The organism is Streptomyces camponoticapitis (genome assembly GCF_014646115.1).
Classification (GTDB): domain Bacteria; phylum Actinomycetota; class Actinomycetes; order Streptomycetales; family Streptomycetaceae; genus Streptomyces; species Streptomyces camponoticapitis.
On sequence record NZ_BMMV01000013.1, the window covers coordinates 45,210 to 71,115 of the forward strand.

20 protein-coding genes are annotated in these 25,906 nt (G+C 70.7%); 13 read left to right on the forward strand and 7 right to left on the reverse strand.

Annotation, left to right across the window (positions count from 1 at the left end; all coding sequences use genetic code 11):
* The first annotated feature begins 208 nt into the window (after positions 1 to 208).
* Together IEY79_RS20430 and IEY79_RS20435 are read left to right on the forward strand one after the other, a co-directional pair.
* Positions 209 to 922 carry a response regulator transcription factor gene (locus IEY79_RS20430; protein ID WP_189108991.1) on the forward strand — a complete coding sequence of 238 codons (714 nt, stop codon included), beginning with the start codon at positions 209 to 211 and terminating at the stop codon, positions 920 to 922.
* A 6-nt stretch (positions 923 to 928) separates the two neighbouring features.
* Complete coding sequence (locus tag IEY79_RS20435) at positions 929 to 2,356, forward strand: sensor histidine kinase (protein ID WP_189108992.1); 1,428 nt, start codon at positions 929 to 931, stop codon at positions 2,354 to 2,356.
* Positions 2,357 to 2,422: 66 nt separating this feature from the next.
* Here IEY79_RS20435 and IEY79_RS20440 read toward each other — a convergent pair whose 3' ends face one another.
* The 3 genes from IEY79_RS20440 to IEY79_RS20450 all read right to left on the reverse strand — a co-directional run bounded on the left by IEY79_RS20440 (position 2,423) and on the right by IEY79_RS20450 (position 6,173).
* Positions 2,423 to 3,424 carry a TAXI family TRAP transporter solute-binding subunit gene (locus IEY79_RS20440; RefSeq protein ID WP_189108993.1) on the reverse strand — a complete coding sequence of 334 codons (1,002 nt, stop codon included), beginning with the start codon at positions 3,422 to 3,424 and terminating at the stop codon, positions 2,423 to 2,425.
* Positions 3,425 to 3,704: 280 nt separating this feature from the next.
* Positions 3,705 to 4,208, reverse strand: a complete 504-nt coding sequence (locus IEY79_RS20445) for a cupin domain-containing protein (RefSeq protein ID WP_189108994.1) — start codon at positions 4,206 to 4,208, stop codon at positions 3,705 to 3,707.
* 75 nt (positions 4,209 to 4,283) lie between these two features.
* The gene (locus IEY79_RS20450; protein ID WP_229700994.1) at positions 4,284 to 6,173 is read right to left on the reverse strand and encodes an ATP-binding cassette domain-containing protein; all 1,890 of its coding nucleotides are present in this window, start codon (positions 6,171 to 6,173) and stop codon (positions 4,284 to 4,286) included.
* Positions 6,174 to 6,487: 314 nt separating this feature from the next.
* On the opposite strand from IEY79_RS20450, the gene miaB reads away from it, so the two are divergent.
* Together miaB and IEY79_RS20460 are read left to right on the forward strand one after the other, a co-directional pair.
* Entirely contained in the window at positions 6,488 to 8,014 is a 1,527-nt protein-coding gene (gene miaB, locus IEY79_RS20455; protein WP_189108996.1) for a tRNA (N6-isopentenyl adenosine(37)-C2)-methylthiotransferase MiaB, read from the forward strand.
* Positions 8,015 to 8,166: 152 nt separating this feature from the next.
* A complete protein-coding gene (locus IEY79_RS20460; RefSeq protein WP_189108997.1) occupies positions 8,167 to 8,904 on the forward strand; it encodes a class III extradiol dioxygenase subunit B-like domain-containing protein in 738 nt (245 codons plus the stop codon).
* A gap of 101 nt (positions 8,905 to 9,005) precedes the next feature.
* Here IEY79_RS20460 and IEY79_RS20465 read toward each other — a convergent pair whose 3' ends face one another.
* Together IEY79_RS20465 and IEY79_RS20470 are read right to left on the reverse strand one after the other, a co-directional pair.
* Positions 9,006 to 9,275, reverse strand: a complete 270-nt coding sequence (locus tag IEY79_RS20465; RefSeq protein ID WP_189108998.1) for an antitoxin — start codon at positions 9,273 to 9,275, stop codon at positions 9,006 to 9,008.
* A 49-nt stretch (positions 9,276 to 9,324) separates the two neighbouring features.
* Positions 9,325 to 9,573, reverse strand: a complete 249-nt coding sequence (locus IEY79_RS20470) for a hypothetical protein (RefSeq protein WP_189108999.1) — start codon at positions 9,571 to 9,573, stop codon at positions 9,325 to 9,327.
* A 181-nt stretch (positions 9,574 to 9,754) separates the two neighbouring features.
* On the opposite strand from IEY79_RS20470, the gene miaA reads away from it, so the two are divergent.
* The 6 genes from miaA (at position 9,755) to hflX (ending at position 17,894) form a co-directional block, all read left to right on the forward strand.
* Positions 9,755 to 10,693 carry a tRNA (adenosine(37)-N6)-dimethylallyltransferase MiaA gene (gene miaA, locus IEY79_RS20475; RefSeq protein ID WP_189109000.1) on the forward strand — a complete coding sequence of 313 codons (939 nt, stop codon included), beginning with the start codon at positions 9,755 to 9,757 and terminating at the stop codon, positions 10,691 to 10,693.
* Between the two features lie 107 nt (positions 10,694 to 10,800).
* On the forward strand, positions 10,801 to 11,238 hold the full coding sequence (locus tag IEY79_RS20480; protein WP_189109001.1) for a hypothetical protein: 438 nt from the start codon (positions 10,801 to 10,803) through the stop codon (positions 11,236 to 11,238).
* Positions 11,239 to 11,378: 140 nt separating this feature from the next.
* A complete protein-coding gene (dapF, locus tag IEY79_RS20485) occupies positions 11,379 to 12,314 on the forward strand; it encodes a diaminopimelate epimerase (RefSeq protein WP_189109123.1) in 936 nt (311 codons plus the stop codon).
* Between the two features lie 160 nt (positions 12,315 to 12,474).
* Positions 12,475 to 14,607: a RelA/SpoT family protein gene (locus IEY79_RS20490; RefSeq protein WP_189109002.1), complete on the forward strand. Its 2,133-nt coding sequence runs from the start codon at positions 12,475 to 12,477 to the stop codon at positions 14,605 to 14,607.
* A 109-nt stretch (positions 14,608 to 14,716) separates the two neighbouring features.
* Complete coding sequence (locus IEY79_RS20495) at positions 14,717 to 16,162, forward strand: M1 family metallopeptidase (RefSeq protein WP_189109003.1); 1,446 nt, start codon at positions 14,717 to 14,719, stop codon at positions 16,160 to 16,162.
* A 235-nt stretch (positions 16,163 to 16,397) separates the two neighbouring features.
* Positions 16,398 to 17,894 (forward strand): GTPase HflX, encoded by a 1,497-nt coding sequence (gene hflX, locus IEY79_RS20500; RefSeq protein ID WP_189109004.1) that lies wholly within the window; start codon positions 16,398 to 16,400, stop codon positions 17,892 to 17,894.
* Positions 17,895 to 18,032: 138 nt separating this feature from the next.
* Here hflX and IEY79_RS20505 read toward each other — a convergent pair whose 3' ends face one another.
* Both IEY79_RS20505 and IEY79_RS20510 read right to left on the reverse strand, forming a co-directional pair.
* On the reverse strand, positions 18,033 to 19,202 hold the full coding sequence (locus IEY79_RS20505) for a trypsin-like serine peptidase (RefSeq protein ID WP_189109005.1): 1,170 nt from the start codon (positions 19,200 to 19,202) through the stop codon (positions 18,033 to 18,035).
* 197 nt (positions 19,203 to 19,399) lie between these two features.
* Complete coding sequence (locus tag IEY79_RS20510; protein WP_189109006.1) at positions 19,400 to 20,626, reverse strand: trypsin-like serine peptidase; 1,227 nt, start codon at positions 20,624 to 20,626, stop codon at positions 19,400 to 19,402.
* A 479-nt stretch (positions 20,627 to 21,105) separates the two neighbouring features.
* On the opposite strand from IEY79_RS20510, the gene IEY79_RS20515 reads away from it, so the two are divergent.
* The 3 genes from IEY79_RS20515 (at position 21,106) to IEY79_RS20525 (ending at position 25,868) form a co-directional block, all read left to right on the forward strand.
* Positions 21,106 to 23,058: an IucA/IucC family protein gene (locus IEY79_RS20515; protein ID WP_229700995.1), complete on the forward strand. Its 1,953-nt coding sequence runs from the start codon at positions 21,106 to 21,108 to the stop codon at positions 23,056 to 23,058.
* A 41-nt stretch (positions 23,059 to 23,099) separates the two neighbouring features.
* On the forward strand, positions 23,100 to 23,858 hold the full coding sequence (locus IEY79_RS20520; RefSeq protein ID WP_189109007.1) for a GNAT family N-acetyltransferase: 759 nt from the start codon (positions 23,100 to 23,102) through the stop codon (positions 23,856 to 23,858).
* 171 nt (positions 23,859 to 24,029) lie between these two features.
* A complete protein-coding gene (locus tag IEY79_RS20525) occupies positions 24,030 to 25,868 on the forward strand; it encodes an IucA/IucC family protein (protein ID WP_189109125.1) in 1,839 nt (612 codons plus the stop codon).
* Positions 25,869 to 25,906: the final 38 nt, after the last annotated feature.

Here is a 25,906-nt window from a genome sequence, read left to right on the forward strand (position 1 = left end):
CGCACTGCGACCAGCGTCATTACATCTGAGGGGAAATTGAGCATAACGATCCGGCCGCAACCGGACACACCGTGTGAAGCTGGCCGGTTCGGAGTACCGGGTGGGTAACGGAAACCGTCCCTTAACGGGAAGTGGCTTGACTGGTGAGGCAGCCATGGGCGTGGATGCCCTGGTACGTACTGTGACCGCCACACCACGGAGGAGGGCCATGAGGCTGCTGCTCGTCGAGGACGACGATCATGTCGCCGCGGCCCTCGCCGCGGTACTGGCGAGGCACGGCTTCGACGTCACGCACGCGCGCAGCGGCGAAGAGGCGTTGCAGGCACTGCTCCCGGTGACCGACGGGACGAAGTCTCCTTACGGAGTCGTACTCCTCGACCTGGGCCTGCCCGACCAGGACGGCTACGCGGTCTGCGGCAAGATCCGCAAACTCTGCTCGACCCCGGTGATCATGGTGACGGCGCGGGCCGATGTCCGTTCCCGGATCCACGGGTTGAACCTCGGCGCGGACGACTACGTCACCAAGCCCTACGACACCGGGGAGTTGCTGGCCCGGATCCACGCCGTCAGCCGGCGCAGCGTCGGCGGCGAGGAGGCCGGGACGGGCGGCGGGGACTCGCTGCGCCTCGGGCCGGTCAGCATCGAACTGTCCACGCGCCGCGTCACCGTGGACGAGGCCTCCATCCAGCTGACCCGCAAGGAGTTCGACCTCCTCGCGCTCCTCGCGCAACGTCCCGGCGTCGTCTTCCGGCGGGAGCAGATCATCAGCGAGGTGTGGCGCACGAGCTGGGAGGGGACCGGCCGCACCCTCGAAGTGCATGTGGCGTCCCTGCGCTCCAAGCTCCGGATGCCGGCACTGATCGAGACCGTGCGCGGCGTCGGCTACCGCCTCGTCGCCCCCGCCGCTCATCAAGGACCGTAGAATCCGGTGAGTACCCGACTTCTCCCCCTGCTGATCGTCCTCATGGCGGGCGTGCTCCTCGCGCTCGGCTTTCCGCTGGCCGTGAGTCTGGCGTCGGCGCAGCAGCAGGACGTCGTCGTCGACCGGATCGACGACACCGCTCGCGTCGCGGCCCTCGCTCAGTTCGTCAGCGAGGGCGACGTGGGGGTCGCGGGATCCGGCGCGGCGACCGGTTCCGACGAGCGCGGCACGATGCTGGAGGAGGAGCTCAGGCGCTACTTCGAGGTGTACGGCATCCGGGCGGGCGTCTTCTACCGCGACGGAGAGGCCATGGCGCGGGCTCCTGAGGGCTGGACGGTGCCCCGGACGGGGGAGGGCCGCCTGGCCTTCCAGGAGGCCCTCCTGGGGCGGCGCAGCGATGATCCGCAGCAGGTCTGGCCCTGGCAGCGGCACGGCCGGCTGATAGTCGCGTCGCCGGTGGTGCGGGACGGGGACGTCGTCGCCGTCGTCGTGACCGATTCGCCCACGGGGCAGATGCGGTCCCGGATCCTCGAGGGCTGGACGTACATCGCCGCCGGCGAGGCCGCGGCGATGCTGCTGGCCGTGGGGGCGGCGTTCCGGCTGACGGGCTGGGTGCTGCGTCCGGTACGTGTCCTGGACGCCGCCACGCACGACATCGCCACCGGGCGGATGAAATCCCGCGTCGCCGCCGCCGGCGGCCCGCCCGAACTGCGGCGGCTCGCCCACTCCTTCAACGAGATGGCGGACAACGTCGAGGACGTGCTCGAACAGCAGCGTGCCTTCGTCGCCGACGCCTCCCACCAGTTGCGCAACCCGCTTGCCGCGCTGCTGCTGCGGATCGAGCTGCTCGCCCTCGAACTGCCCGCGGGGAACGAGGAGATCGCCTCCGTCCGTACGGAGGGCAAGCGGCTGGGGCAGGTCCTCGACGACCTGCTGGACCTGGCGCTCGCCGAACACGCCCCGGCCGATCTTCGGCTCACCGACGTCGGGGCGCTGGTGTCCGAGCGCGTGGCGGCATGGCGGGCGTACGCGGAGGAGAAGGGCGTACGGCTGACCGAGAGCACCGGCGCCCTCACCGGCTGGGCGGACCCGGTCGCGCTCTCCAGCGCGCTCGACGCGGTCGTGGACAACGCCCTGAAGTTCACGCCGGAGGGCGGCGAGGTGGACGTCACCGTGGCACGCGCCGGCAGCGACCGCACCACGATCACCGTCACCGACGGCGGGCCCGGACTGTCCGACGACGAGATGGACCGGATCGGCGACCGCTTCTGGCGCAGCAACCGGCACCAGAACGTCAAGGGGTCGGGGCTCGGGCTGTCCATCTCGCGGGCGCTGCTCGCGGCGGGCGGCGGGACGATCGCGTACGAGCAGGCGGAGCCGCGCGGGCTGCGGGTGACGCTCGCGGTGCCGAGGTCGTCACCGGGCTCTTCCTGATCTCTCCCGCGTGGGTCGCTCCTCGGTGACCGGCGCGTGACGAGGTGACGGCGTGAACGACAGACCCTAGGGCTTGACCGACCGGTAGTAGCGCAGCGCGCCGTCGTGCAGCCTCAGCGGATCGGTGTAGATCGCCGTCCGCAGATCCACGAGCTGGGCCGGGTGGACCTTCTTGCCGATCCGGTCGCGGCTCTTGATCACGGTGCGGGTGAAACCCTCGGTCAGCTCCGCATCGATCCGGTCCGTGGTGACCAGCAGATTCGCCACGGCCACCGTCGGCACCGCCGTACCGTCCTGCGCCTTCTTGTACGCGTCGGCCGGCATCATCGCCGAGCGGTAGTAGCGGGTGTCCACCGGAGCCGTGTCGTGCAGCTTGTCGACGAGGGGATCGTCGAGGGGCACCAGCTTGATGTCGAAACGCTCCGACAGCTGCTGTACGGCGAGGGTGGGCAGCCCGCCGGACCAGAAGAAGGCGTCGAGTTCCCCCGACTCCAGAAGGCCGGGCATGGTGTCGATGCCTGCCGAGACCGGCGTGACGTCCTTCTTGGGATGCAGCCCGGCGGCGGACAGCAGGCGGTCGGCTATCAGCCGCACACCCGAGCCTTCCTGACCGACGCCGACCCGCTTGCCGCGCAGCCCCTGGGCCGACTCGATGCCCGAATCCTTCGCCGCTATCAGCTGTACGTAGTCGTCGTAGAGCCGTGCGCAACCCCGCAGCCGGTCCGCGCCGGGTCCGTCGTCCCGCCGGTACTTCGCGACCGCGTCGGCCGTGGCGATCGTGAAGTCGGCCTTCCCGGCGGCCACACGCGAGATGTTCTCCTGCGAGCCCTCGCTGGTCAGCAGCTCTATCGACACGTTGGGCAGATCTTTGGCGAGATCCTCTTTCAGGAGGTACCCGTAGCGTTCGTAGACGCCGCTCGTCGCACCCGTACTGAACTTGACGGAGCCGCTCGGTGACTTCTCCCCGAGCGGCACGAGCCACCACGCCAGCAGTCCGGCCATCACCAGCGCGGCCACGCCTCCTACGAAGGCGGTGCGACGGCTCATACGGGGCGGAAGCGGGAACATGCGGCGATCCTGCCAGCTCACTCGCCGTAAAGGCACAGACCTGATGTCCCGGCTTGATTACGGCCCGACGAGGAGCTGACGGGGAGCCGACGAGGCGATGGCCGGGATGGACTGCGCCCCGGTCCACGTCCTTCGCAGGTCCGAGGACCGGGTTGACCAGCGCCTCAGACCTCCCCAGGCCCGGCGCCGGGCGCAGCCCAGAGCCGGTACCCACGACCACGGAGGTCAAACCACTCCGGACCCGGCTGACTTGATCAGGCCGGACCCGAGGCGGTGCGCGTCAGGCGCGCTCGTCCCACGCGTTGCTGCGCGTGTAGTGGTTGTCGTACCTCTCGGAGGAGTCCTTGATGTCCTGCACGGTCGCCTCCCCGGCGTGTACGCGGCCGAGCAGCCGGTAGTAGTCGAACCGGTCCATGCCCGGTGTGAAGCCGACCAGAACCTCGGCGGTCGCGTCCGGGGCGGGAGCGAAGGCGTGCGGCGTGTGCGGCGGCACGGCGAGGAAGTCGCCCCTCCTCAGAAGGTGTATCTCCTCGCCGGCCAGCACCTGGAGCGTCCCGTCGAGCACGAAGAAGAACTCGGTGGCCCGGGTGTGGAAGTGCACGGGAGCCCCGGCAGCGCCCTTCTTGAAGCGCGCGGTGTTGACCGTGAGCGCGCCGCCCGTCGTGTCCGAGTCGGCGAACAGCGTGATGAGGCTGCCCGGGGCGTCGCTCAGGGCCTCGGCGGCGCCCCCACGGGTGAGAAGCGGCTGGTGGGTGGGGTTCGCGGGGTTCGTCGTCGTGTTCATGAGGACGAATCTACGTAGATGAGTGACCGCTCGGCGGGTGCATTCCGTGACCGATTCGATGGGCCAATGCGCTCCTCACCGGTCCTTGGAGAGGGCGAGGAGCTCGGCGAAGGTGCCGCCCGCGTGAACGAGGTCGCCGTAACAGCCCTGTTCGGTGATGCGGCCCCCGTCCATCACCACGATGTGGTCGGCGATCCTCGTGTTCTCCAGACGGTGCGTCACCACGATGGTGATGCGGTCCGCGGCGATCGCCTTGATCTCCTCGAAGATCTGGTGCTCGCCGCGCGGATCCATCTGCGAGGTGGGCTCGTCCAGGATCAGCAGCGACGGCCGCCGGTACAGAGCCCTGGAACAGGCCAGGCGCTGCCACTGCCCACCGGACAGCTCCGCCCCGCCGAACACCTCCCGGGCGAGGAGGGTGTCGAGACCGTTCGACAGATCCTCGACGGCGTCCCGCATGCCGACCGCGTCGACCGCCTCCCACACCGGTCCGTCGTCGAAGGTACGGGGCTGACCCAACGTCACGTTCTCGCGCACCCGCAGCGGCCACTGCGCGAAGATCTGCGGCACCAGTCCCGTGCACCGCCACACCGTGGTCCGGTCCACGGAGGCGAGGTCCGAGCCGTTCCACAGCACCCTGCCCTTGTCGGCCAGATAGATCCCGGTGATCAGGCGGGTCAGGGTCGATTTGCCGGAGCCGTTCACGCCGACGATCGCCAGGATCTCCCCGCGCCGCATCGTCAAGGAGAGGGCCTCCACGGCCGGCTTCTCCTTGCCCGGGTACTGATAGCTGACCTCCTCCAGCCGGATCTCGTCCACCGGAGCACTCACCGACAGCCCGCGGCGCTGCGGCGCCCGCTTCTCCGCGTCATCGAGGAAGGCCTGCATGTCGCTCAGATACAGGCTCGTGTGGAAAACCGCCGCGCCGTTGACGATCACCTGTGACAGGGCCGCCAGCGTGGTCTGTACGGCGACGACGGCCGTGGCCGCGACGGCGAGCGGGACCCGGCCCGTCCCGGCCAGCCAGGCGAGGGCGGCCCAGGTGGCGACCAGGAACACCCCGCCCACGAGTGAGGACAGCAGCGCGATGCGCAGCGTTCGCGGGGCTCCGGCGAGCGTACGACGGTCGACCCGTTCGGAGAGGGAGCGGTACCAGAACAGCAGGTAGTCGGTCATTCCGTTGGCGCGGACCTCGTCGCCGTACTTGGGCGTCGTCGACCACCACCGCATCATCCCGCGCACGTTGCGGTCGGCGACGTTCGCGTAGTGGATCTCGTAGTCGACCCGGGCGGTGAGCACCGCCCCGACACCCGCCGGGAGCACCGCGAGGAGCAGCAGCGGCAGCATCAGAACGTTCAGCAGCGACAGGACCGCGGTCGCGGTGACCATCCTTACGAGGGCCGACATGAACCGCTGGGCGTCGGTGACCATCACATGCGTACGTGCCACGCCCATCTCCGCGGCCTCCTGGCGGTCCGCGAAGCCGTCCACCGCGTACGCCGCCGCCTCGACGCGGCACACCGCCTCCACCAGGGCGGTGTCCGTCGCGGTCGTCAGCCTGGGTGTGAGACGCCGCGACGCGTACATTCCCACGGAGGACGCACCACGGGTCAGGGCCGTCGCGGTCCCCACGACGAGCAGGGCAGGCAGGGCCTGCTCCAGCCGGTCGGCGACCGCGCCGCCGCCGAGGATCGGGCGCATGGCGGCGGCCGTCGCGGTCAGCAGGACCGCGGCGGCCGCGCCCGTCACCAGCTGACAGGCCAGGAGAAGCACGACGGCCCGCCGGTCCATGGCCCAGGACATCGCGGCGATGCGTCGCAGCACCGAGGGGAGCTGCGCGCACAGCTTGCCGAAGGAGACCTCACCGAGCGGATTCACGGAGTACTCGCCCGAGTAGACGATCTCGGCGGGAGGTGGCGGCGGAGGTGTCACGGATCGCTTGTACCGGCTGTCTGTCGAGGTCAACTGGTCTCCCCCTGCGGGTGCGTCGCCTACGTCCGGGTGTCGTGTCCGGTCGATGTCACCCGGGTCAACGACGGCTGCCGCCATATCGAACACACGTGTTTGAGACGGAGCGGATTCCGTACGGGGCCGGGTGGGCGCGGGGTGCGGAACTCGTCCGGCCTTGGGGCGCGCGGAGAGGCTCCCGGCCCGGCGGTGGCCGAAACGCCGAGGGCGATACGCCAGTGACGGACGTGATTTGCCGGGCCCAGGGCTCCGGAGGGGGCCACGGGATGCCGCTGGCGGGGCCACCTCGGGCACCCCCTTACCCTTGACGGGTGACCATCAGCAGTGACCTGGCCGAAGCAGTGGGCGAAGTGGGCGTCGAGCGGACGTACGAGGTACGCACCTACGGGTGTCAGATGAACGTCCACGATTCCGAACGATTGTCCGGTCTGCTGGAGGACGCGGGCTACGTCCGGGCCCCCGAGGGCGCCGACGGCGACGCCGACGTCGTCGTCTTCAACACCTGCGCCGTACGCGAGAACGCCGACAACAAGCTGTACGGCAATCTCGGCCGGCTCGCCCCGATGAAGACCCGGCGCCCCGGCATGCAGATCGCCGTCGGCGGCTGCCTGGCCCAGAAGGACCGCGACACCATCGTCAAGAAGGCGCCCTGGGTCGACGTCGTCTTCGGTACGCACAACATCGGCAAGCTCCCCGTACTGCTGGAGCGTGCCCGCGTACAGGAGGAGGCGCAGGTCGAGATCGCCGAGTCGCTGGAGGCGTTCCCCTCCACACTGCCGACGCGCCGCGAGTCCGCCTACGCCGCGTGGGTCTCGATCTCCGTGGGCTGCAACAACACCTGCACCTTCTGCATCGTCCCGGCCCTGCGCGGCAAGGAGAAGGACCGCCGGCCCGGCGACGTACTCGCCGAGGTCGAGGCGCTCGTCGCGGAAGGCGTCTCGGAGATCACACTCCTCGGTCAGAACGTCAACGCGTACGGCTCCGACATCGGCGACCGCGAGGCCTTCTCCAAGCTCCTGCGCGCCTGCGGGAAGATCGAGGGCCTGGAGCGCGTCCGCTTCACCTCGCCGCACCCGCGCGACTTCACCGACGACGTCATCGCCGCGATGGCCGAGACGCCCAACGTCATGCCGCAACTGCACATGCCCCTCCAGTCCGGCTCGGACACCGTCCTGAAGGCGATGCGCCGCTCGTACCGGCAGGAGCGATTCCTCGGAATCATCGACAAGGTCCGCGCGGCCATCCCGCACGCCGCCATCTCCACCGACATCATCGTGGGCTTCCCCGGCGAGACCGAGGAGGACTTCCAGCAGACGCTGCACACGGTGCGCGAGGCGCGCTTCGCGAACGCCTTCACCTTCCAGTACTCCAAGCGCCCCGGAACGCCCGCCGCCGACATGGACGGGCAGATTCCCAAGGAGGTCGTGCAGGAGCGCTACCTGCGCCTCGTCGCCCTTCAGGAGGAGATCTCCTGGGACGAGAACAAGACGCAGGTCGGCCGCACGCTCGATGTCATGGTCGCCGAAGGCGAAGGCCGCAAGGACGGGGCCACCCACCGGCTCTCCGGGCGCGCGCCCGACAACCGCCTGGTGCACTTCACCGCGCCCTCCGAGGAGGTGCGGCCCGGCGACGTGGTGACAGTCGACATCACCTACGCGGCTCCGCACCATCTGCTCGCCGAGGGACCCACGACGCGGATACGGCGTACCCGCGCGGGCGACGCGTGGGAGAGGCGCAACGCGGCCCCGCCCGAGCCCGCCGGTGTCCTGCTCGGCCTGCCCTCCATCGGCGTCCCGCCGCCACTGCCGGCGCCGACAGGCGGCTGCTCGGCGCCGTGACGCGCCGGTCCTGAGCCTGGCCAGGCCCTCAGGGCTGTCCCGTTGATCCCCTGCGGGCGCGCGACGTCGACTATTGCACCTCGCGATGCACCGCGTCCGACGCCGTGTGCTGATCCACCGGGGATTACGGGACAGCCCTTAGTCTGCGCAGCATGCTCGTATCCGCTGCCGTGTGCCCCTGTCCGCCCATGCTCGTTCCCGCCGTGGCCGCCGGTGCCGCGGCGGAACTCGACGCCGCGCGGGACGCGTGCGCCGACGCTCTCGGCGTCCTCGCCGCATCCCGGCCCGACCGGCTGATCGTCGTCGGCCCGGCAGCGGGCCCACAGGACGTGCGGCCCTACCCACAAGGTGCGTACGGCTCCTTCCGGGGCTACGGGGTCGACGTCGACGTGACGCTCGACGGAACGCCGACGGTGCCCGGTGACCGTGCGGCGCGATCCCCGGACGACGAACTGCCCACCTCGCTGGCCGTCGCCGCCTGGCTCCTCGCACAGGTCGCCTGGTCCGCCTCCCCGATCGAGGGTCTGGGCGTTCGGGAACCGCTCGACGCCGACCGGTGTATCAAAACCGGTAAGGACATCACGACGGGCGACGACCGGGTGGCACTGCTGGTGATGGGCGACGCCAGCGCGTGCCGCACGCTCAAGGCCCCCGGCTACCTGGACGAGCGCGCCGCCGCGTTCGACGCCGAGGTCGCACGGGCGCTTGCCACGGCGGACGTCGCGACGCTCGCGGGCCTGGACGCGGCGCTCGCGACCGACCTGAAGGCAGCGGGCCGCCCCTGCTGGCAGGTGCTCGCGGGAGCGGCCGAGGGGGCAGGCCTGAACGGCGCCCTGCTCTACGAGGACGCCCCGTACGGCGTGGGCTACCTGGTGGCGGCCTGGTCATAACGGGGGCAGGAAGGACGGGGCGGGGGAGGGGGGAGGGGGCCCCACCCACACTCCCACGCACAGCGACGGCCCACGCCGAGCCGGCGCGGCGGGCTCATGCCTCAGGAGGCCGCCGGCGGCTGTGGGGGAGGGGAGGAAGGCGGAGTGCCCGTGTCGTCACCGTCCTTGTGGGACAGGCGCTCCAGAGCGTTCTTGGCCTTGCCCGTCCCGGACTCGATCTTGTCGCTGTACTTGCCCTTGGTCTTCTGATCGACCGTTTTCGCGGCCTTGTCCAGGCCGTCCCCGATCTTTCCCCCGTGCTGCTGCGCGAGGTCGGAGACTTTGTCCTTGGCCGGGGAGAGCTTGGCCTTCAGTGAGTCACGGAAGCTCATGGGTCACCTTCCCTCGGGCCCCGATGGGGCGATCGGCTCTGAGCCGCTGTTACTTGTGGGCGTCTTCGCCGGCTTCGTTGTCGGCCGCCTCGTCGGCAGTCTGCTGCTTCGGGATGTCCACGGCCCGCTCGACGGTCGCGCCATCCCCATCAACGCTGTCCGCACTCGCGCAACCCCCGGGCGCGGCCTCCGCCCCGCCTGGATCGCCGTCCGCGGCGACAACGTCCTCCGGAGAAGCCGACCCGGCCTCCTCCGCCATCCCCTTGGGCTTCCGCCGAAGCCGTGCAAAAACACCCATATCCACTCCATATGCTACTCGTGCGGGCGAAATTCCGCGCCGCCCGCAGCGTCCCGCTGCCCCGCGCACTGGCACCGGCCCGAAACCGGCAGCCGGAATCTCGCAACGGCCAACGACCCCGCACAGGCGCCGTCACCTAACTCGTTCGGGAACCTGCCACCGGGTTTGCGAGACTGGGGCCGTGAGAGATGCAGCGAGCGCACCGCGGGTCATCGCCGTCGTCGGTCCCACCGCGGCCGGCAAGTCCGACCTGGGCGTCTTTCTCGCCCGGCAACTCGACGGCGAGGTCGTCAACGCCGACTCCATGCAGCTCTACCGGGGGATGGACATCGGAACCGCCAAGCTGACGACCGAGGAGCGCCGCGGCGTCCCGCACCGCCTCCTCGACATCTGGGAGGTCACCGAGGCGGCCAACGTCGCGGAGTACCAGCGGCTGGCCAGGATCGAGATCGACCGGTTGCTCGCCGAAGGCCGTACTCCCGTCCTCGTCGGCGGTTCCGGTCTCTACGTACGGGGCGCCATCGACGCCCTCGAATTCCCCGGCACCGACCCCGAGGTACGCGCCCGGCTGGAGGACGAACTCAAGCTGCGCGGCTCCGGCGCCCTGCACGCCAGGCTCGCCGCGGCCGACCCGCCGGCCGGCCGCGCGATCCTCCCCAGCAACGGCCGCCGTATCGTCCGCGCGCTTGAGGTGTTCGAGATCACGGGGAAGCCGTTCACCGCCAATCTGCCGGGTCATGACGCCGTGTACGAAACGGTGCAGATCGGCGTCGACGTGGAGCGCCCCGAACTCGACGAGCGCATCGCGCTGCGCGTGGACCGTATGTGGGAGGCCGGCCTCGTTGACGAGGTGCGTGAGTTGGAGGCGCGCGGCCTTCGCGAGGGGCGCACCGCCTCGCGTGCGCTCGGCTACCAGCAGGTGCTCTCTGCCCTCGCCGGAGACCGCACCGAGGAGGAGGCGCGCGCCGAGACCGTACGCGCCACGAAGCGCTTCGCGCGCCGCCAGGACTCGTGGTTCCGCCGCGACCCGCGCGTGCACTGGCTGAGCGGCGCGGCCACCGACCGGGAGGAACTCCCGCACCTCGCGCTGAGGTTGGTCGAACGAGCGGTCACAGCCTGATCACGTGATGGCATCGGGACGCTCAGGCCGTCAATCCGGTGCCCGGGGCCGTGCCATCATCGAGCATCGATCGACCAGTGGAGTCCGAGTTGGGAGGGCGCGTGGCGATGGAGGCCGGCCCTCGCAACACGGATCAGGGGACGCAGGACCCACAGGACGAAGCTCCGCGGCTGAGTCCTGACGGACCCGACGAAGACGCGGTCACTCCCGAGGTGGAGGTCGAGCTGCGTCCGCAGCGACGTCTGCGGATCTGGCAGCTCGCGCCCATCGTGATGCTCGCCGCGATCGGCTCGCTGATGTTCGCCTTCCCCCTCGCCTTCGGGACCGGTGACGGCGGCGCCGTCGTCGCCATGCTGGGCCTGCTGATCAGCTGCTGCGCCGCGGGCTGGGGCATGATGGCCGCGCGCCGCGTGGGCCACACCTGGCCCGGTCTGCCGGCCCGTGGGTCGGGCGAGCGCCCGGACTGGCGGGTGCTCGCGCTGTACGTGGCCGGGGGTGCCGCGCTCGTGGCGCTGGCCGTCTGGCGCGTCGCCCGCCTCCGCTGAGTCGACGCCGCCCCGGCTCTGCCCCGCCCGATCCGCCCGTCCCGCCCCGATCCACTCACGGAGCACGCTCGCGCCCGGCATCCCGCCCCGCCCGCGCCCCGGCCGCCTCCGCGTTCGCGCTGTCGGTCCCACCTCGTACGATTGACCTCGTGAGTACCTACCGGCCCGCCGCGCAGTCGTCACCGATCCCTTTCCTCAAGGGCCACGGGACCGAGAACGACTTCGTGATCATTCCCGACCCGGACAACGCCCTCGCCCTGTCCGCCTCCGCCGTCGTGAAGCTGTGCGACCGCCGGGCCGGCATCGGTGGCGACGGGCTGCTGCACGTCGTCAGGTCCGCCGCGCACCCCGACGCCCGGTCCATGGCCGACCGCGCCGAGTGGTTCATGGACTACCGCAACGCGGACGGATCCGTGGCCGAGATGTGCGGCAACGGCCTCCGGGTCTTCGCGCGGTATCTCCGCCGCGCCGGTCTGGTGGACGCGGGTGACCTCGCCGTGGCCACGCGGGGCGGCGTCAAGCGGGTGCACATCGCCAAGGACTCCGAGACCGGCGGCGGCACGGCAGGCCCGGGAGCGATCACGAGCCACATGGGACGCGCCGTCCTTCCCGAAGACGACGTCACCGTCATTGTGGGGGAGCGAGGTTGGCCCGCCCGCAACGTCAACATGGGCAATCCGCACGCCGTCGCCTTCGTGGACGATCTCGACCACGCGGGGAAGTTGTCCACCGCTCCGTCCGTCACCCCCGAGTCGGTCTATCCGGAGGGTGTGAACGTCGAGTTCGTCGTCGGTCGCGGCCCGCGCCACGTCGCCATGCGCGTCCACGAGCGCGGCTCCGGCGAGACACGCTCCTGCGGTACGGGCGCGTGCGCCGTCGCCGTCGCGGCGGCCCGCAGGGACGGTGTCGACCCCGCCGTCACCGGAGAGCCCGTCACCTACACGGTGGACGTGCCCGGCGGACGGCTCGTCATCACCGAACGTCCCGACGGCGAGATCGAGATGACCGGCCCGGCCGTCATCGTCGCCGAGGGCGTGCTCGACGCCGAGTGGGCGGAGCGGCTCGACACGCTCTGAACTCCTCCGAACTCCCCCTCAGGTTCGCTCGAATGGGTGATCCGCTTCACGCTGGGGGAGAGGTGGACCGAGGCACGTGGTGGGGTCGGTAGCATCAAGCACCGGCCGGGAGGGCGCTCCTGTCCCTCCCACCGCCGGTCGAAGATGCCGGAGGTGCCCCATGAGCCCGGAGGCGAACAGCCCTGGTGCCCGGAGCCGCAGGCGCGGCCGTACAAGTATCGACCTGCGCCGGCTCGGCAAGGCCGCGCTGCTGGGGCCCGCGGCCAGAGACCGGCTGCCGGACGCGATCGGCCACGTCGCCGAGGCCCACCGCGCGCACCACCCCGACGCCGACCTGCTCGTGCTGGGCAAGGCGTACGTGCTGGCCGAGATGTCGCACCGCGGCCAGTTCCGCAAGAGCGGCGAGCCGTACATCACGCATCCGCTGGCAGTGACCCTGATCCTCGCCGAACTCGGCGCGGAGACCACGACATTGACGGCCTCTCTCCTCCACGACACCGTCGAGGACACGGACGTGACGCTCGATCAGGTGCGCGCGGAGTTCGGCGACGAGGTCTGCTATCTGGTCGACGGTGTGACGAAGCTGGAGAAGGTGGACTACGGCGCCGCCGCCGAGCCCGAGACCTTCCGCAAGATGCTGGTCGCCACCGGCAACGACGTCCGGGTGATGTCGATCAAACTCGCCGACCGGCTGCACAACATGCGCACGCTCGGTGTGATGAGGCCGGAGAAACAGGTCCGTATCGCCAAGGTCACCCACGACGTGCTCATCCCCCTCGCGGAACGGCTCGGCGTTCAGGCGCTCAAGACCGAGCTGGAGGATCTGGTCTTCGCGATCCTCCAGCCGGAGGAGTACGAGCGCACGCGCGCCGTCATCGCCGACAAGGCCGCCACGGGGCCGAGCCTGGACACCATCGCCGTGGAGGTGCGCAGGACACTCCGGGAGGCCGGCATCACGGCCGAGGTCGTCATCAGGCCACGGCACTTCGTCTCCGTGCACCGCGCCCGTCTGAAACGCGGGGAGATGCGCGGCACGGACTTCGGACGCCTCCTCGTCCTGGTCGGGGAGGACGCGGACTGCTACGCCGTACTGGGGGAGTTGCACACCTGCTTCACCCCGGTGATCTCCGAGTTCAAGGACTTCATCGCCGCCCCCAAGTACAACCTGTACCAGTCGCTGCACACGGCGGTCGCGGGCCCCGACGGGGCGGTTGTCGAAGTCCTCATCCGTACGCGCCAGATGCACAAGGTCGCCGAAGCGGGGGTCGTCGCGCTGGGCAACCCGTACGCGCCCGTCGACGGGGCCGAACCGGCCGACGGCGAACGCGCCGACCCGACCAGGCCCGGCTGGCTGTCCCGCCTCCTGGAGTGGCAGGAGTCGGCCACGGACCCCGACACGTTCTGGACGACGCTGCGCGCCGATCTCGCCCAGGACCGCGAGATCAGTGTCTTCCTCGCCGACGGGGGGATGCTGGGGCTGCCGGCGGGCGCGACCTGTGTGGACGCGGCGTACGCGCAGTACGGCGACGGCGCGCACGGCTGCATCGGGGCACGCGTCAACGGCCGTCTGGCAACGCTGAGTACGGTCCTGGTGGACGGCGACACGGTGCAACTGCTCCTGGCCGACGGACCCGTACAGGCGAAGGGCGACGACCTCACGGGGGCGTCGGCCCACCAGACACAGGAGGCCGCTCCCGGGCCGTCTCCGGAGTGGCTGGACCACGCCCGTACCCCCGCGGCGCGGATCGCGATCGCCGGGTGGCTCGCCGCCAACCCCGAGAGTCTGACGGTGCCCGAGTCCGAGCCCCGCGCGCCCGGCGCCGTGACAGCGGGACGGCGTGGGGTCGCCAACGTGGTCGTGGACGCGCCGGAGGCGAGCGTACGGCTCGCGGGCTGCTGCACGCCGGTACCGCCCGACGCCGTCACCGGCTTCACGGTGCGCGGCGGCACGGTCACGGTGCACCGCGCCGAGTGTTCCGCCGTCGGCAGGATGACCGCGCTCGGCCGCGCGCCGGTGGCCGTGAGCTGGGGCGACGAGGCGGAGTGCCGGGTCACCCTGTACGCGGAGTCCTTCGGCCGCCCCCGGCTGCTCGCCGATCTGACCGAAGCCATCGCCACGGCGGGCGCGGCGATCGTCTCGGCCAACGTGGAGCCGCCGAGTGAGCAGCGGGTGCGTCACACGTACACGCTTCAGCTGCCCGACGCGGCGGGGCTGCCCGGTCTGATGCGCGCGATGCGGGACGTGCCGGGCGTCTTCGACGTACGCCGCGCCCAGCACGAGCCGGCCTCCTGAAAACGGACGCGTCGAACGGCGCCCGGCGCCCCCGCCCCGCCCGTCTCTTTCGGGTGGGCGTGAAGCGCGCCGCCGCCGTAGGCCCATGGCGCCCTGGTAGCGGTGGTTCATGCTGCTCACCTCCCGCCGGCTGCGCGCCGCCCTGCTGGCCACCGCGTCGGCCACCCTCGTCGCCGCGACGCTCCCCGCCTCCGCCCCGGAACCGCTCGGTATCGGCGATCCGCTCTTCCCGCACCTGGGCAACCCCGGATACGACGTCCTCGCCTACGACATCGGCTTCACCTATCGCGGTGACAACACCAAGCCCCTCGACGCCGTCACCAAGATCGACGCGCGCTCGACCCGGCGCCTGGACCGGATCAACCTGGACTTCACCCAGGGCGTCGTCCGCTCTGTCGAGGTCGACGGCGCACGCGCCGCCTTCGCGACCGCCGGTGAGGACCTCGTGGTCACGCCGCGCGAGTCCCTCGGGGCGGGCTCACCCGTCCGCGTCACCGTCACCCACACGAGCGACCCGACAGGCGGTAAGGGCGGCTGGGTACGGACCAAGGACGGTCTCGCGATGGCCAACCAGGCCGACGCCGCGCACCGTGTCTTCCCGGGCAACGACCACCCCGCCGACAAGGCCGCCTTCACCTTCCGGGTCACCGCCCCCAGCAGGCTGACCGTCGTCGCCAACGGTCTGCCGGTGGCGAAGTCCCGCGCCGGTGCCACCACCACCTGGACGTACCGCACCCGTCACCCCATGGCCACCGAACTGGCACAGGTGTCCATCGGTGACTCGGCAATGGTGCACCGGAAGGGGCCGCACGGCCTGCCCGTACGCGACGTGGTCCCGAAGGCCGACCGTACGAGGCTCGAGCCGTGGCTGGCGAAGACGCCGGGGCAGTTGGAGTGGATGGAGCGGCAGGTCGGGCGGTATCCGTTCGAGACGTACGGCGTCCTGATCGCCGGCGCGGACACCGGCTTCGAGCTGGAGACGCAGACGCTGTCGCTCTTCGAGCGGTCGCTGTTCACGCGGCCCGAGTACCCCGAGTGGTACGTCGACTCGGTCATGGTCCACGAGCTGGCGCATCAGTGGTTCGGCGACAGCGTCTCGCCTCTTCTCTGGTCCGACCTGTGGCTGAGCGAGGGCCACGCGAGCTGGTACGAGGCCCTGTACGCGCAGGAGCACGCCGACAAGCCGCTGGAGAAGCGGATGCGCGAGGCCTACCGGCTGTCCGACGGCTGGCGCGCGGCGGGCGGCCCCCCGGCCGCGCCGGAGCCGCCTGCGCCCGGCAAGCAGCTCAGCCTCTTCCGGCCGGTGGTGTACGACGGCAGCGCGCTGGTGCTGTACGCGCTGCGCCAGGAGATCGGCGCGGGGGAGTTCCGGCGGCTGCAGCGTGACTGGGTGCGGGACCACCGGGACGGGACGGCGGGCACGGCGGACTTCACCCGGCTGGCGTCGGCCGTCGCGGGGCGTGATCTGTCGGACTTCTTCGAGGCGTGGCTGTACGGGCGTAGGACGCCGCCCATGCCCGGTCACCCGGACTGGAAGAGCGAGGCCGCGAAGTAGCGCGGGGACGGGCGGGGGACAACCGGCCGGGGAAAACCGGCGGGGAAACCATATGACGGTCCCGGCGGTGACGTGCCACCATCAAGGGGTCGACGGCGCTGCCGGGACCGGGACTCCGGGACCCGGGGGCAGGGGCCTGTGACGTCGGGAATCAATCCGGGCCGTCACGCGTTGTGACCGATGTGGATGGGCAGTCTGTCCATCGGCAGAACTTTCTCTTCGACGTAAGGATCCAATGACCTCCTCTTCTTCCCCTTCCCAGGACGAGCAGATCTTCGCGGACCCCCGCACGGAAAGCCTTCGGGCCGATGCCCTGATGGAAGAGGACGTCGCCTGGAGCCAAGAGATCGACGGAGCACGGGACGGCGACCAGTTCGACCGCTCCGACCGCGCGGCGCTACGGCGCGTGGCGGGCCTCTCCACCGAGCTCGAAGACGTCACCGAGGTCGAGTACCGGCAGCTGCGCCTGGAGCGCGTGGTCCTGGTCGGCGTCTGGGTCTCGGGGACCGTGCAGGAAGCCGAGAATTCGCTCGCGGAGCTCGCGGCGCTGGCCGAAACGGCCGGCGCGCTCGTGCTGGACGGTGTGATCCAGCGCCGTGACAAGCCCGACCCGGCCACGTACATCGGCTCGGGCAAGGCACGCGAGCTGTACGACCTGGTGCTGGAGACCGGTGCGGACACGGTCGTCTGCGACGGTGAGCTCAGCCCCGGCCAGCTGATCCATCTTGAGGACGTCGTCAAGGTCAAGGTCGTGGACCGTACGGCCCTGATCCTCGACATCTTCGCCCAGCACGCCAAGTCCCGGGAGGGCAAGGCGCAGGTCGCGCTGGCCCAGATGCAGTACATGCTGCCGAGGCTGCGCGGCTGGGGTCAGTCGCTGTCCCGGCAGATGGGTGGCGGCGGCGGTGGCGGCATGGCCACGCGTGGTCCTGGTGAGACCAAGATCGAGACGGACCGGCGCCGGATCCGCGAGAAGATGGCGAAGATGCGCCGGGAGATCGCGGAGATGAAGACCGGCCGCGAGATCAAGCGGCAGGAGCGCAGGCGCCACAGGGTGCCGTCGGTCGCGATCGCGGGATATACGAACGCGGGGAAGTCCTCGCTGCTCAACCGCCTCACCGGCGCCGGAGTCCTGGTGGAGAACGCGCTCTTCGCCACTCTGGACCCGACCGTGCGCCGGGCCGAGACACCGAGCGGCAGGATCTACACGCTGGCGGACACCGTCGGATTCGTCCGGCATCTGCCGCACCACCTCGTGGAGGCGTTCCGCTCGACCATGGAGGAGGTCGGGGACTCCGATCTGATCCTGCATGTGGTCGACGGGTCGCACCCCGCTCCGGAGGAGCAGCTGGCCGCCGTGCGTGAGGTGATCCGCGACGTGGGCGCGGTGGACGTCCGCGAGATCGTGGTGATCAACAAGGCCGACGCGGCGGACCCCGAGGTCCTCCAGCGGCTGCTGCGGATGGAGCGGCACGCGATCGCCGTGTCGGCGCGTACCGGCGCCGGTATGGCCGAGCTGCTGGCGCTCATCGACACCGAGCTGCCCAGGCCCGAGATCACGGTCGAGGCCCTGGTGCCGTACACCTCCGGCGGCCTGGTCTCGCGGGTGCACGCCGAGGGTGAGGTGCTGTCCGAGGAGCACACCCCGGAGGGCACGCTGCTGAAGGCGCAGGTCCACGAGGAACTGGCCGCGGCGCTCGCCGTGTACGTGCCGGTTCCCGCGGTCGGCTGACCGAGGCACCACGGCACGCGCACCGCTCGCCCACCGCGATGTGGCCGGCGTCAGGTGCGGACGTAGTACGGCGGAAGGCCCGCCCCCTCTTCCCGAGGGGGCGGGCCTTCCGGCGTACCGACTGCTTAACGCGATTGCCTACTGGCCCGCGAACTTGTCACTCATCATCGTGTAGAGCTGCTCGGCGCCCTCACCGAACCGGGGACCGGCCAGCCAGCCCGCGGTGACCGGGCCGATCGAGGTGTTGGAGACCAGCACCGACTCACCGTCAGGCCCGGCCGCGATCCAGCCGCCGCCGGAGGAACCACCGGTCATGGTGCAGCCGATGCGCCACATCGTGGGCGTACCGGGGGCGATCGAGAGCCGGCCGGCCGCGTCCACGCACTTGTGCATGATCAGCCCGTCGTACGGCGGGGCAGCGGGGTAACCCCACGCGCCCAGATTGCCGATGCCGCTCGCCTCCGGGGCGTCGAAGTCCACGTCCAGGGCCGCGCCGACGGTCTCCTCCAGCGACTTGCCGCCGTTCTCCGGGGTGACGTGCATGACCGAGTAGTCGTACGCCGCTCCGTCGCCGCCGGTCGGGCCACCCTGGCTGATCCACTCGTTGGAGGTCGCGACCCAGTCGGCCCAGTATTGCCCGTACGGCGCGACCTCCTGCGGCTGCGCGTTCTGCAGCGCGTCGGCGGACTTGCCCGTGTTGTTGTAGGCGGGGACGAACATGATGTTCCGGTACCAGCCGCCGCCGGCGCCTGCGTGCACGCAGTGGCCGGCGGTCCACACCAGGTTGGACTTGCCGGGGTTCTTCGGGTCCTTGACGACGGTGGCCGAGCAGACCATGGAGCCCTGGGGGGAGTCGAAGAAGACCTTGCCGACCGGCGCCGCGTGGTCGGTGTACGGGGTCTTCTCGGGCTCGGCCTGGACGGGCTGCGGCTCGGGGTCGGTGACGTCCTGGTCGCCGGAGATGTCACCGGCGGCGAGGGTCTTCGTCGGCGACTTCGCCGCCTTCATCCGCTCGGGCTTCCACAGGTCCTTGATGACCGGGTTGACGAAGTCCTTCGCGCTGCGCAGCCACTTGTCCTTGTCCCAGTTCTTCCACTCACCGTCCTTCCACTTCTCCGGGTCGACACCGTGCTCCTTGAGCCGGTCGGCCAGATCCGCGGGAATCCCGCCGCCTGCCTCGTCGGCGGGAGTTGACGCGGCGGGCTTGTCGGACGCGCTGTCGTCGGTGTCACCGCCGCAGGCCGTCGCCGTCAGCGCGAGGGCCGCGACGAGGCTGGTGGCAGCCAGCAGCGGACGTATCGATCGCATGAAAAACGTTCCCCCTGAAAGTACTTGAGTCACTTGCCATGAGCGTGTCACGCAAAAAGGTGGCCCTCAGGCGGACCACCTTGCGGTGACCTCACTCTATGCGGCCCGTTTCCGGGCTCGCCAAGGAGGGATTGCCTGCGGGCGGTCCGCGTGTCCCGGGTGTGCGTCGGGCACCCGGACCGCCCGCCGGATCCCGCTTACCGGTCGGCGTACTTCTTGCTGACCGCCTCGTAGATGCCCTTGGCCTCGTCACCGAGACGCGGGCCCGCGAGCCAGCCCGCGGTCACCGGGCCGATGGAGGTGTTCGACACCAGGGCGGGCTGACCGTCCTGGCCGTTCGCGATCCAGCCGCCCCCGGACGAACCGCCGGTCATCGTGCATCCGATGCGGTGCATCGTCGGGTCCTGGGCGTTGATGGACAGTCGGCCGGGCTTGTCCTCGCACCGGAAGAGCTTCTGGCCGTCGTAAGGCGGCGCCGCCGGATAGCCGGTCGCCGTCATGGAATCGATCTCCGGCGTGGCCGGTGCGTTGAACTCGACCGGCAGCGCGGCACCGACGGTCTCCTCCAGCGACTTGCCGTCACTGCCCTTCTCGGGCGTCACATGGATCACCGCGAAGTCGAACGGAGCACCCAGACCGCCCGTCGGCGCTCCCTCCGAGATCCACTCCTCGGAGGTCTGCGCCCACTCGCCCCACCAGATGCCGTGTGGTGCGATCTCCTCCTTGGGCGCGCTCTCCAACTCCGAGATCGCCATGGCGCCGTTGTTGTACGAGGGGACGAAGGCGATGTTCCGGTACCAGCCGCCGCTCTTGCCCGCGTGCACACAATGGCCCGCAGTCCACACCATGTTGGACTTACCGGGGTTGGCGGGGTCCCTCACCACCGTCGCCGAGCAGACCATCGAACCTTCCGGCCCGTCGAAGAACAGCTTGCCCGCCTCGGGCGCGTCCCCGTCGTACGGCGCGTTCACCGCCGCCGCGTCGACCGCCCGCGGAGTCGGGTCGGTGACACCCGCGTCGCCGGAGATGTCCTCCTCCTCGACCGGCCTGTCGGGCTCTTCGGCGTCCCGCATCCGGTCGGGGTCCCAGAGGTCCTCGATGATCGGGTTGACGTAGTCCCGTGCCTCACGGAGCCACTTGTCCTTGTCCCAGTTCTTCCACTCGCCGTCCTTCCACTTGTCCAGGTCGATCCCGCGCTCCTTGAGGCGGTCCTGAAGATCGGCCGGGACGGTGATCCTGTCGTCGGAGGACTCCCCGGCCGAACCGCTCGGCTTGTCCGCCGAGTTCGTCTCCTCGGTGGGCCCGCAGGCGGTGGCCGTGAGTGCCAGGATCGCCGCGAACGAGGCGACCGCGACCGCGGAAGAGCTTCTACGCCGCGCGCTCCTCCCACGGCGAGTGGTGAACGGTGGGCGAATGGCTCGCATGTCGGGATCCCCCTGGGACTTCGGAACTGTTCCGCACTGACGAATCAACTGGACCGAACCGGATGAATCGACCCGGTCCTGGGGACCGGCACGGGAATTCGGCCCCACTATGCCGGTGCCGTTGGGGACGGCGCGGAGCAGGGCCGTGGTTCCGCCGCCGAAGGATCTTCCGATCGGCCGTGCTCCCGGACGCCTCCCGTCGTTGGTACCTTCGGGGGACTCGACGCCGGCGTTCACCACGCGCACCGCGGCGCTCGACCCGCCGCGTCGACGCGTGACGTAACCGTTCCGGCGGGAGGACCGACAGCTGTGGCCGTGACCGAACTCCTTGCACCGATGCCACTCGTCGCACCCGCCGGCGACGCCTCCACCCGGTCCGGGGACCACCGCTGTGACGACCAGCGGAAAGACCACCGACACCACCGGCCGGCGACCGCACCGGTCCGCTGACCCGGCCCCCCTCACAAGGAAGTCCTCCCGTGAACTCCACCCCCACGCCCGACGCACCCGAGATCGTCGGCCACCCCGCCATCCAGGACCCCCGCCCGGGCGATCCGAACCACACGGTGACCGCCGCGCCCGTGACGATCGCCGCCGCCACGGTGCCCCGCCAAGTGCCCGCCGTCGAAGGGGCGGACGCCGATCTCCGCACTCCGGCCGCACCCGCCGCGGATCCGGCCGCCGCCCGGACGACGGCGGCAACGGTCGCCGGCCCCCCGGACCACCTCGACGACCCCGACGCGGGGAAGGCCGCCGACGCCGCGTCCGTGGAGAACCTGCTGCGGTGCTGGGTCAGGGAGAGCGAGGTCGCCCGGCCCGACGGAGACATCCTCAGGATCCCGCTCGACGCGAGCGGCACCGCCCTGCTCGTCCCCGTGCGCTACTGGTCGGCCACCGGCTGGCACCGCTTCGGCATGCCGCTCCTGGAGAGCGCGGGGCCCCACTCCGCTCCCGTCGACGCCGTCACCGTCGCCGCGCTCCTCAGCCGCGAGTCGGGTGGGAGCGAAGGCGCCCAACTGGTCGCCAGGGTCGCCGACTCCGTCCGTCGCACGGCCGACTTCCTCACCGACCGACGAGCAACCCCCGGCCCCACGGGCACCGACCTCTTCCTCACCGGCGAACAGTCCCTCGTCCTCGGTCACCCCCTCCACCCCACACCCAAGAGCCGCGAAGGGCTCTCCGACACCGAACACCGCCACTTCTCACCCGAGTTGCGAGGCTCCTTCCCCCTCCACTGGTTCGCCGTCGACCGGTCCGTGCTCGCCACCGACTCGGCCTGGACCGAACAGGGCCGCGCCGTCCACGCGGAGCAGCTCACCACCCGTCTCGCGGGAGATCTGGCACTGCCCGACCACACCGTCCCGCTGCCTCTCCACCCCTGGCAGGCACGTGAGTTGACGCACCGCCCCGCCGTACGTGCGCTCCTCGACGCCGGCCTCCTCCACGATCTCGGGCCGCACGGCGACCCCTGGCACCCCACCTCCTCCGTCCGGACGGTGCACCGGACCGGCGCACCCGCCATGCTCAAGCTGTCCCTCGGCGTACGCATCACCAACTCCCGCCGGGAGAACCTCCGCAAGGAACTCCACCGCGGGGTCGAGGTCCACCGGCTGCTGCGCGGCGGCCTCGCCCAGCAGTGGCGCGCCGAGCACCCCGGGTTCGACATCGTGCGCGACCCCGCCTGGCTCGCCGTCGACACTCCCGACGGCGAACCGGTCGCCGGGCTCGACGTGATGCTGCGCCACAACCCGTTCCGCCCCGAGAACGACGCCGTATGCGTCGCCGGACTCGTCACCCCCCGCCCCTGGCCCGGCCGCCCGGACACGCACTCCCGTCTCGCCGACATCGTGAACCGCCTGGTCGCCCGCACCGGCCGGCCCGCCGGCGCCGTCTCGGCGGAGTGGTTCCTTCGCTATCTCGACCAGGTCGTACGCCCGGTGCTCTGGCTCGACGGCACGGCGGGCGTCGCGCTGGAAGCCCACCAGCAGAACACTCTGGTGGTCCTCGACCCCGACGGCTGGCCCGTCGGCGGTCGCTACCGCGACAACCAGGGCTACTACTTCCGCGAGTCCCACCGCGAAGCGCTCGACCGCCGCCTCCCCGACATCGGCAAGGTCAGCGACACCTTCGTCCCCGACCACATCACCGACGAACGTTTCGCCTACTACCTCGGCATCAACAACGTCCTCGGTCTCATCGGGGCTTTCGGCTCCCAGCGTCTCGCCGACGAACGCGTACTCATCGCCGCCTTCCGTCAGTTCCTCACCCGCGCCGCGGCACTCGGCTCACCTCTGCCCGGTCAACTCCTAGAGGCGGCAACCCTGAGCTGCAAGGCCAACCTGCTGACCCGACTGCACGGCCTGGACGAACTCGTCGGCCCGGTCGACACCCAGTCCGTCTACGTCACCATCGCCAACCCCCTTCGCTCCTGACCGAACACATCCGCCGGAACTGCCGAGAGGAGACCGCCACCGTGCCTCCCAGCGACGCGAGCCCCGGCACCGGGACCAGCACCGGAGCCGGAGCCGGTCCGGGACCGCAGCCGGCCGCGGACGCCCAGGACACCCTCGACCTGCGGCTGACCGAGGACCTCGTCGCGGTGTTCGGAGAGGATGAACAGGTGCCCGCCGAGACACCGCCGTCGGCCGGTGCCGGCGAGTCCGCGCTGCTCGATTTCCCCTCCAGGTGGGGCGCGGCGGGCACCGCCGCCGGTGTCTTCCAGCTCGTCCCCGTACGGCTTGAACGCGATCTGACCATCATCAGCCGCTGGATGAACGACCCCGCCGTCGCCGCCTTCTGGGAACTGGCAGGACCCGAAGCCGTCACCGCCGACCACCTGCGCACCCAACTGCGCGGCGACGGACGCAGCGTCCCCTGCCTGGGCGTGCTCGACGGCGTCCCCATGAGCTATTGGGAGCTCTACCGCGCCGATCTCGATCCCCTCGCCCGCCATTACCCCGCCCGCCTCCATGACACAGGAATCCACCTGCTTATCGGTGGTGTGGCCAACCGCGGCCGCGGTGTCGGCACCACCCTCCTCAGAGCCGTCTCCGACCTTGTTCTCGACCACCGCCCGCACTGCGGCCGCGTCATCGCCGAACCGGACATGCGCAACACCCCCTCCGTCTCCGCCCTTCTCACCGCAGGCTTCCGCTTCTCGGCAGAGCTCGACCTCCCCGACAAACGAGCCGCGCTCATGATTCGCGAACGAGCGCTGCGGGACCTGCTGTGAACGACCCGCTGCTTTCCATACACCGCACGATCCACATCGGTTCCGTCCCGAGGAGTCCCCTTGCCGACATCCCCGACCGCACGCGCCTCCGCGACCACCGGCAGCGGTTCCGCGACCAGCCCGATATCCGGTGACCCCGGTACGGACATCACCAGCACCACCGGCAACTCCATACCCTCCGCCCCCGGCAACCCCCTCACCACCACCCCGCTTTTCACCCCGCCCGAGCTGACCCCGCAGCTCTGGGCCGGGGCCGCCGCCCGCCTCCTCGCCAAGCTCCTCGGCGAATTCGCGTACGAGGAGATCATCGAGCCGGTCGCACGGGCCGGCGCCAACGGCGAAGCCCCCGACCGGTACACGCTCGCCCTCGACGACGGCACCCCCCTCACCTTCACCGCCCGACGCGGCGCCTACGGCAGCTGGCGCGTCGACCCCGACTCCGTCGAACACGCCGGAGAGCCCTTCCGGGACCCCCTCCGCTTCCTCGTCCTCGCGCGCCGCACCCTCGCGATCGACGGGGCCACTCTCGGCCATCTCGTCCGCGAACTGAACGCCACCCTCGTCGCCGACGCCAGGATCGACGGCACCGCGTTCACCGCGGCCCAGCTCGCCGACCTCGACTACGCGGAACTCGAAGGCCACCAGACCGGCCACCCCTGGCTCATCCTCAACAAGGGCCGCACGGGCTTCTCGGCCACCGACGCCACCCGCTGGGCACCCGAGTCCCGCACCCCCTCCAGGCTCCCCTGGATAGCGGTCAGCACCGACCTCGCGGCCTACCGGGGCGTCCCCTCGCTCGCCTCTCCCGAGCAGCTCTACGGCTCCGAACTCGACCCCGCGACACGTGACGGCTTCGCCTCCGTGCTCCGCTCCCGCGGCCTCGACCCGGACACGTACCTCTATCTCCCCGTACACCCCTGGCAGTGGGACGAAGTGCTCCTGCCGCTCTACGCCGCCGAGATAGCCGGCGGAGCGATCGTCCCGCTCCCCGCCGACGGGGACGTCAGACTGCCGCAGCAGTCCATCCGTACGTTCCTCAACACCACCCGGCCGGACCGGCACACGGTGAAACTGCCGCTGTCCATCCTGAACACCCTCGTCTGGCGCGGACTGCCCACCGAACGCACACTCGCCGCTCCGGCCGTCACCGCCTGGATGCGAGGGCTGTACGAGTCGGACCCCTTCCTCCACGACGAATGCGGAGTGATCCTGCTCGGCGAAGTGGCGTCGGTGACGGTGACCCACCCGCTCTACGACCACCTTCCGGAAGTCCCCTACCAGTACAAGGAACTGCTCGGCGCGATCTGGCGGGAGCCCCTTTCCACCCGTCTCGCCCCCGGCGAGCGCGCGCGGACTCTCGCGTCCCTCCTGCACACCGACCCGCAGGGCCGCGCCTTCACCGCCGAGCTCGTCGAACGGTCCGGGCTCCCCGCCGAGGTCTGGCTCCGCCACCTCTTCGCGGCGCTGCTGCCGCCCCTGCTGCGCTTCCTCTACCGCTACGGCACCGTCTTCTCGCCGCACGGGGAGAACGCCGTCGTCGTCTTCGACGAGAGGGACGTTCCGGTGCGCCTCGCGATCAAGGACTTCGTGGACGACGTGAACGTCAGCGCCCAGCCGCTGCCGGAGCACGACGCGATGCCCCAGGAGGTGAGAGACACCCTCCTTACCGAAGAGCCGGGGTTCCTGACCCAGTTCATCCACTCCGGGCTCTTCATCGGCGTCTTCCGCTTTCTCGCACCGTTGTGCCAGGAGCAACTGGACGTACCGGAGCGGACGTTCTGGTCACTCGTACGGGCCGAGATCCTCCGGCACCAGGCCCGGTTCCCGGAACTCAAGGACCGCTTCGACACGTTCGACCTGCTCACGCCCCGTATCGCGCGGCTCTGCCTCAACCGCAACCGGCTGCATGTCGACGGATACCGCGACCGCGCGGAGCGCCCGCACGCAGCCGTGCACGGGACGGTGCCCAACCCCCTCGCCCGCCCGGCGGGCGATGCGGGCGGGACGTGATCGTCGTTGTCAGTGGCGAGCCGTAGGGTGGTCGAGCT